Origin of the sequence: Streptomyces hirsutus, from assembly GCF_001418415.1 — a bacterium.
Classification (GTDB): domain Bacteria; phylum Actinomycetota; class Actinomycetes; order Streptomycetales; family Streptomycetaceae; genus Streptomyces; species Streptomyces hirsutus.
In genome coordinates, this window is sequence record NZ_LIQT01000311.1 from 9207 (window position 1) to 16570 (window position 7364).

The window sequence follows — 7364 nt, forward strand, 5'->3', positions numbered from 1 at the left end:
CGGGGCGCCGCACACCGCTCACGGCGCCCAGGGCGCCGCCACGGTCCAGGTGGTGTCCTCCGCGAACAGAGCGGGACTGTCCCAGGCGTGCGTACCGCCCGGGGTGGCCAGCCATAACTGGGCGTCGTAGTGGCGCAGATACTGCTCGGGGAAGTTGTGGGCGGACAGCCGCACGGCCCCGTTCGCGCCGCGCACCGGGCAGAAGGTGGCGTCCGCCCGGAACAGGTCGCCGCTGCCGGACTCCTTGTACACGCGGTACTCGCGGTGGCGCAGATACTCGCCGGGATAGTTCCGCGACTCGAACGAGTAGCAGGAGCCGTCGGCGAGGCCGGGGACGACCCTCCAGGTGGCGTCGTTCTTCAGGAGCGCGCTGCTGCCGCCGTCCACGACCTCGGTGAACACCGCACCGTCCCGGTGCCGCACGTACCGGTTCGTCAGCCCCGGTGTCGTCACGCCGAGGGACCGGTACTGACCGGCCGGCAGGGTGACGGGGGCCGCCGGTGAGCGGGATGCGTCGATCAGGGCGCGGTTGGCGGCCCTCACCCGTGCCTCGTCGACCTTCACGACCTGACGGTCGTAGGTGAGCAGGCCGTTGGCCTCGTTCTCCACGTCGGTGATCTCGGTGTAGACCGCGCCGGACAGGCCTCGCGGGAGCCGCACCTCGCGGATCGCGTCCAGCAGGCCGACGAACCGGTTGTCGAGGTGGGCCGCGTCCGGCTGGTCCTCGTAGCTGAAGCCGCCGCCGGGGTACCACTCGTGACCGGGCACCTTCAGACCCAGCCCGCCGTACTCGCCGAGGACGGCCGCACGGCCGGCGTCGGGCACCGTGGTGCCGGGACCGACGTAGACATGGTGGTCGACGACGTCCCCGTTGCCGCCGTCGACGGAGCCGCAGCAGTTGACACCGCTCATCAAATCCTCCCTGCCTGGAAACCCCCGATTCCAGCCGTGCGAGGAAAAGCATCCCTGCTTCGGAACCGGGCAGCGGCGGAGCGCACTCCGCCGCTGCCCGATACACCTTGCTAACACGGAAACTGATAGAATGTGAGGCGTGACGCAGCAGGTCAAGCGGACTTTCAAGTACCGCTTCTACCCCACGGGTGAGCAGGCGGAAGAGCTGTCCCGCACGTTCGGCTGCGCCCGTCTCGTGTACAACAAGGCGCTGGAAGAGCGCACCGCCGCCTGGTACGGCGAGCAGCGTCGTATTTCCTACGTTCAGTCGTCGGCCGCCCTGACGGAGTGGAAGAAGACCGAGGAACTCGCCTTCCTGACGGAGGTGTCCTCGGTACCGCTTCAGCAGGCTCTGCGCCATCTTCAGACGGCGTTCGCGAACTTCTTTGCCAAGCGAGCGAAGTACCCGCGCTTCAAGTCGAAGAAGAAGTCCCGGCAGTCGGCTGAGTACACGCGTTCCGGTTTCAAGTGGCGTGACGGCATGCTGACGTTGGCAAAGATGTCCGCCCCGTTGGATATCCGCTGGTCCCGTCCCCTTCCCGAGGATGCGGAGCCGTCCACGGTGACCGTTTCCCGCGACGCCGCGGGCCGCTGGTTCGTGTCCCTGTTGTGCGAGGACACCGTCACCCCGGCTCCAGCCACCGATCATGCAGTCGGCGTGGACGCGGGCGTAACATCGCTGGTGACGCTGTCCACCGGGGAGAAGGTCACCAACCCCCGCCATGAGCGCCGTGACCGGGCCCGGCTCGCTCGCGCACAGCGGGAGCTGTCCCGCAAGGCGAAGGGTTCGGCGAACCGGGAAAAGGCCCGCCGGAAGGTGGCCCGCGTCCATGCGCGGATCGCCGACCGGCGCCGGGACTTCCTGCACAAGCTGTCGACTCGACTCGTCCGTGAGAACCAAACGGTCGTGATCGAGGATCTCACCGTCCGTAACCTGGTCAAGAACCACAAGCTGGCGCGCGCCATCTCGGATGCGTCGTGGACCGAGCTGCGGACGATGCTGGAGTACAAGTGCGCCTGGTACGGGCGTGAACTCGTCGTGATCGACCGCTTCTTCCCCAGCTCGAAGCTGTGCGGGGCCTGCGGCACGGTCCGCGAGGAGCTGCCGCTGAACGTCCGGGAGTGGACGTGCGACTGCGGCAAGGTGCATGACCGCGACGTGAACGCGGCACGCAACATCCTGGCCGCCGGGCTGGCGGCGTCTGCCTGTGGAGACGGTGTAAGACCTCAACGGGAGTTCTCCCGGACGGGGCGGTCGTCGGTGAAGCAGGAAACCCAGCGGGCGACCGCTGGACTCCCCCGCCTTTAGGCGGGGGAGGAAGCCAAGTTGTTCACCAGGCGGGATGGGTCGTACGCCTTGACTTCGTTCGCGGTGCGGGCCTGGTCGTACTGACCCCGGCCCTTGTTCTGGTTGATCCACATCATCACCGAGGGCGAGCTGTGGTGCTGGTCGACGACACGGTCGTACTCGGCCTCCCACTGGGCGAGGGCTGCCGCGTCCGGAGCTTCACAGCAGCCGGCGTCTGCGGCCCAGCCAGGTCTGGGCGACGACCACGACGGCCAGGAAGGCGCCGCTGACGACCTGCTGGTAGGAGGAGTCCAGGGAGCCGATCTGGTTGATGATGTTCTGGATCACCTTGAGCAGCAGCACACCGACCAGGGAGCCGCTGACGAAACCGAGGCCGCCGGTGAGCAGGGTGCCGCCGATCACGACGGCGGAGATGGCCTCGAGCTCCATCCCGTTGCCGAGGATGGTCACCCCGGAGGCGAGCCACGCCGCGTTGAGCGCGCCCGCAAGGCCCGCCAGCAGCCCGGACAGCGTGTAGACGAGGATCTTCGTACGGGCCACCGGAGCGCCCATCAGGGCCGCCGCGTCCTCGTTGCCGCCGACCGCGTACACATGCTGCCCGAAGCGGGTGCGGCGCAGCACGACGGCGCCCGCGGCGAACAGCGCCAGAGTGATCCACACCGGGTTGCCGATGCCGAGGGTGGTGCCCTGGCCGAGTTCGGCGAGGAAGGAGCCCTTGCCGATCAGATACGTCTCGGCGCCCTCGTCGGTGAGGGCCAGCATCAGGCCGCGCGCCCCGAGCATCGCCGCCAGCGTGACGATGAACGGCGCCAGCCGGGAACGGGCCACCAGCAGCCCGTTGACGACGCCGATCCCGCCGCACACCACCAGCGGCAGCAGCAGCGCCACCGGCGTCCCGTGCCGCGATCCCCAGGCCGCCAGGACACCGCCCAGGGCGAACAGGGAACCGACCGACAGGTCGATGCCCCCGGTGATGATGACGAAGGTCATCCCGAGCGCGACGATCGCCAGGAACGCCGAACTCGTCGCCATGTTGCCGACGTTGTCCCCGGTGGCGAAGGAGTCGAAGCTGAACGACGCCACCAGGGAGACGATCACCAGCACGGCCAGCGCCCCGTGCTGCTGGACCAGGCCGCTCAGCCGCTCCTTGCGCGCGGCGCCCTCGGGCCCGGTGTCCTTCGGCGGTCCGCCGCCCGCGGCGGTCACGGGTGCGTCCGTCTTCGTGGCGGTCATCGCTTCCCCCGTCCCCGTGCCGCGTAGACCGCGCACACGATCACTATGGCCTGCGCGATCTGGGTCCACGACGGCGGCAGATCGTGCTTGATGAGGGTGGCGGTGAGCAGCTGGATGAGGACGGCTCCCGCCACGGTGCCGGCGATGTTGACCCGGCCGCCGGTCAGCGGGGTCCCGCCGACCACGACGGCGGTGATGGCGGACAGCTCCATCAGATTGCCCAGCGAGGTCGGGTCGCTGGCCTGGAGCCGCGCGGTGGCCAGGACGCCCGCCACGGCCGCGAGCAGCGCGCACAGCACGTACACGATGATCAGCACGCGCCGCACCGGCAGGCCGGCCAGCTGTGCGGCGGGCCGGCTGTCGCCGATGGCCAGGAGCTGGCGTCCGAACGTGGTGCGGCGCACCACGAACGCCGCCAGCAGTGCCAGGGCGGCGGCGATGAGGATCAGGTACGGGACGCCCAGCACGTCGCCGGATCCCAGGGAGGCGAGACCCGGATTGCGCAGGTCCTCCAGCTGCGGCAGCAGCACCAGCGCGAGACCCCGGCCGCCGACCATGAGCGCCAGGGTGGCCACGATCGGCTGCACCCCGACGAGGGCGACCAGCGCTCCGTTGGCCAGCCCGATCGCGGCGGCGAACACCGCCACCACCAGCAGTGCCGGCAGGAGGCCGTAGCCGAGGTAGAGGGCCGTCACGGACGCCGCGAGGGCCATCACCGCGCCGACCGACAGGTCGATGCCCTCGGTGCCGATGACCAGGGTCATCCCGATCGCGACGATGATGACGGGGGCGACCTGCACGGCCTGGGTGCGGAAGTTCTCCGCGGACAGGAAGTACGGGGTGATGACGATGTTGACGACCAGGAGCAGCGCCACGCCGGCGTAGACGCCGTAGGTCTGCAGCCATTGCAGGACGCGGGTCCGGTCCAGCGGCGCGGTGCGGAGAGCGGCTTCAGCCATCGCCGGCCTCCTCCGCGGCCGTGACCCCGGCCGGGGCGTGCCCGGCGATGGTCCGCATGAGTGTGTCCTCGGTGACCTCGTCGCCGGCCAGCTCGCCGACGACCGCACCGTCCTTCAGTACGACCACGCGGTCGGACCCTTCGATCAGTTCCTCCAGGTCGGAGGAGATGAGCAGGACGGCCAGGCCGTCCTCGGCCAGTTCGTCCACGAGCTTCTGCACCTCGGCCTTGGCCCCGACGTCGATGCCCCGGGTGGGCTCGTCCAGCAGCAGCACCTTGGGGTTCATCGCCAGCCAGCGGGCGAGCAGCACCTTCTGCTGGTTGCCGCCGGACAGTTCGCCGACCTTCTGGTGCGGCGAGGACGCCTTGATGCGCAGCCGTTCGATGAACGTGTCGACGACACGGTCGACGCGTGCCTCGGAGACCAGACCGAAGCGGGACAGCCGGGGCAGCACGGCCAGCGCGATGTTCTCGCGGACCGAGAGACCGGGCACGATGCCCTCGCTCTTGCGGTCCTCGGGCAGCAGACTGACACCGGCCCGGATGGCGGCGGGCGTGGACCCGCCGCGCAGCGGCACACCGGCCACCACGACCCGGCCCGAACTCGTCGCCAGCGCACCCGAGATGGCCTTGGCCGTCTCGGTCCGCCCGGACCCGAGCAGCCCGCCGAGCCCCACGACCTCGCCGGGCCGGATCGTCACGGACACGCCCCGCAGCCGGTGCGGGACCGTCAGATCCCGTGCCTCCAGCACGGGCTGGGTACCGGCGGCGTGGTGGTCGCCGGTGAACTTGGTCAGGCCCTCCTCGCGGACCTCGCCCAGTTCCCGGCCCAGCATGGTCGACACCAGGGAGAGACGGCCGAGGTCGGCGAGCCGGCCGTGATGGACACGGCGCCCGTCGCGCAGCACGGTGACCGTGTCGCACACGGCGTACAGCTCGTCCAGCCGGTGACTGACGTAGACGACCGCGATGCCGTCGTCGCGCAGCCGCCGGATCACCGAGAACAGCGTCTCGACCTCGCGCGGTTCGAGGGAGGAGGTCGGTTCGTCCATGATGACCACGCGTGCCTCGGTGGCCACCGCACGGGCCAGGGCGACCATCTGCTGCGCGCCGACGCCGAGGGCGCGCAGCGGCAGACGGACGTCCACCCGGACGCCGTAGGCGCGCAGCGTCTCCTCGGCCTCCTTGTGCATGCGGGCGAAGTCCAGCAGGCCGAAGCGGGTGCGCGGCTCGCGGCCGAGGAAGAGGTTGCGGGCCACGCTCAGCAGCGGGATGAGGTTGACCTCTTGGTAGATGGTCGAGATCCCGGCCTTCTGCGCCTCCAGCGGAGTGGCGAACGAGACGTCACGGCCCTGGAAAACGATGTCACCGGCGTCGGGCCGGTGGACCCCGGTGAGCAGCTTGATGAGGGTCGACTTGCCGGCGCCGTTCTCGCCGATCAGGGCGTGGACCTCGCCCGGGTGCAGGGTCAGGTCCACGTCGTCCAGGGCCCGGACGCCGGGGAAGGTCTTGCTCAGTCCGCGGACGGCGAGGACTTCGGCGGGGGGAGCCACCTGTGCCTCCAGGAAGTGGGTCAGGAAGTGAGGGGTGACGTGGTGGCGGGGCCCGCCGGGCAGGCCGGGCCCCGCGGGGATCAGTAGGCCCTGCCGAGGTCCTTCTCGGCGTTCGAGGGGGCGTAGGCGCCGTCCTCGATGATGATGTCCTGGGCCACTTCCTTGCCCTGCGTGAAGGCGTCCAGCGTCTCGAACGCCAGCGGTCCGAACCGCGGGTTGGACTCGATCACGCCGGTGATCCAGCCGTCGACGATGCCCTGCACGGCGTTGCGGGTGCCGTCGACCGTGACGATCTCGACGTCGCCGGCCTTCTTGCCCGCGCCCTTGAGCGCGGCCACCGCGCCCAGGCCCATCTCGTCGTTCTCCGCGTAGATGCCCTTGATGCCGGGCTTGGACTGGATGAGCTGCTCGGTGACCTGCTGGCCCTTCTCCCGGGCGAAGTCGCCGGTCTGCTCGAAGACGACCTTCAGACCGGGGGCCTTCTCGGCCACGCGGTCCTTGAAGCCCTTGGTGCGTTCGGTGGTGACGTTGTTCCCGGCCGCGCCCAGCAGGATCGCGACCTCGCCCTTGCCTCCCGTGGCCTCGATCATCTGATCGGCGGCCCGCCGGCCCTGCTCGACGAAGTCCGAAGCGATGAAGGAGACGTAGTCCTTGCAGGCCGTGGCGTTGATCTTGCGGTCGATCGTGACGATCGGGACCTTCTTGGCGGCGGCGGCCTGCAGCACCGGGTCCCAGCCGTCGGAGTTGAGCGGCGCGATGACCAGCAGGTCGGCGCCCTTGGCGAGCAGGTCCTGGACGTCGCTGATCTGCTTGGAGAACTGCGACTGGGCGTTGGCCGTCAGCAGCTTGACGCCCCGCTTGGCCGCCTCGTCCTTGATGGACTGCGTCTCGGCGATGCGGAACGGGTTGGCCTCCTTCTCCGACTGGGAGAAGCCGACGGTCGCACCCTCGAGGTCGAGCTTCTCGCCGCCGTACGCGTCGATGGTGCAGGTCTTGCCGCCCGGCTTCGGCGAGGCGACCTTCTGGCCCGCGTCGGCCGCGGCGGACGGGGACTTCTTGCCGGCCGACGCGTCGTCCTCCGACTTCGCGCAGGAGGTGGCGGTGAGGGCCACCGCGGCGGCCATGGCCACGATCACGGGACGGGCGAGGAGAGGAGAGCGGTGGGTGGTGCGCTGCATGGTGACCCCGATCCGGGTGACGCTGAAAGGGAACTGGGGAGCTGTAGGGCGCGCGGAACTGGTGGTGCTCCCTGTGTGCGAGGCGGCGTCCGGTTCGCCGCCATCAGGTTTTTACATCGTTGGAAGGATGCTGTAAACCCCTTGCGCACAAGGCGGGATGGGAGGAATGCGGGGGAGAGAGG

5 protein-coding genes and 2 pseudogenes are annotated in these 7364 nt (G+C 69.8%); 1 reads left to right on the forward strand and 6 read right to left on the reverse strand.

Features of this window, described 5'->3' with window-relative positions:
* Window positions 1–18: 18 nt before the first annotated feature.
* Window positions 19–918, reverse strand: a pseudogene (locus AOK11_RS22860) (AbfB domain-containing protein); the annotation flags it as partial.
* A gap of 133 nt (window positions 919–1051) precedes the next feature.
* Here AOK11_RS22860 and AOK11_RS22865 point away from each other — a divergent pair.
* Window positions 1052–2260: an RNA-guided endonuclease InsQ/TnpB family protein gene (locus AOK11_RS22865; protein WP_055595598.1), complete on the forward strand. Its 1209-nt coding sequence runs from the start codon at window positions 1052–1054 to the stop codon at window positions 2258–2260.
* Between the two features lie 11 nt (window positions 2261–2271).
* Here AOK11_RS22865 and AOK11_RS45265 read toward each other — a convergent pair.
* The 5 genes and pseudogenes from AOK11_RS45265 to AOK11_RS22885 form a co-directional block, all read right to left on the reverse strand.
* A pseudogene (locus tag AOK11_RS45265) lies at window positions 2272–2460 on the reverse strand (hypothetical protein); the annotation flags it as partial.
* Complete coding sequence (locus tag AOK11_RS22870; RefSeq protein ID WP_055595599.1) at window positions 2459–3493, reverse strand: ABC transporter permease; 1035 nt, start codon at window positions 3491–3493, stop codon at window positions 2459–2461. The gene AOK11_RS22870 and the pseudogene AOK11_RS45265, both read right to left, overlap by 2 nt.
* Window positions 3490–4452, reverse strand: a complete 963-nt coding sequence (locus AOK11_RS22875) for an ABC transporter permease (protein WP_055595600.1) — start codon at window positions 4450–4452, stop codon at window positions 3490–3492. The genes AOK11_RS22870 and AOK11_RS22875 overlap by 4 nt, the downstream gene beginning before the upstream one ends.
* Window positions 4445–6004, reverse strand: a complete 1560-nt coding sequence (locus AOK11_RS22880) for a sugar ABC transporter ATP-binding protein (protein WP_055595601.1) — start codon at window positions 6002–6004, stop codon at window positions 4445–4447. Before AOK11_RS22880 ends, AOK11_RS22875 begins: the two co-directional genes overlap by 8 nt.
* 80 nt (window positions 6005–6084) lie before the next feature.
* The gene (locus tag AOK11_RS22885; protein ID WP_055595602.1) at window positions 6085–7182 is read right to left on the reverse strand and encodes an ABC transporter substrate-binding protein; all 1098 of its coding nucleotides are present in this window, start codon (window positions 7180–7182) and stop codon (window positions 6085–6087) included.
* Window positions 7183–7364: the final 182 nt, after the last annotated feature.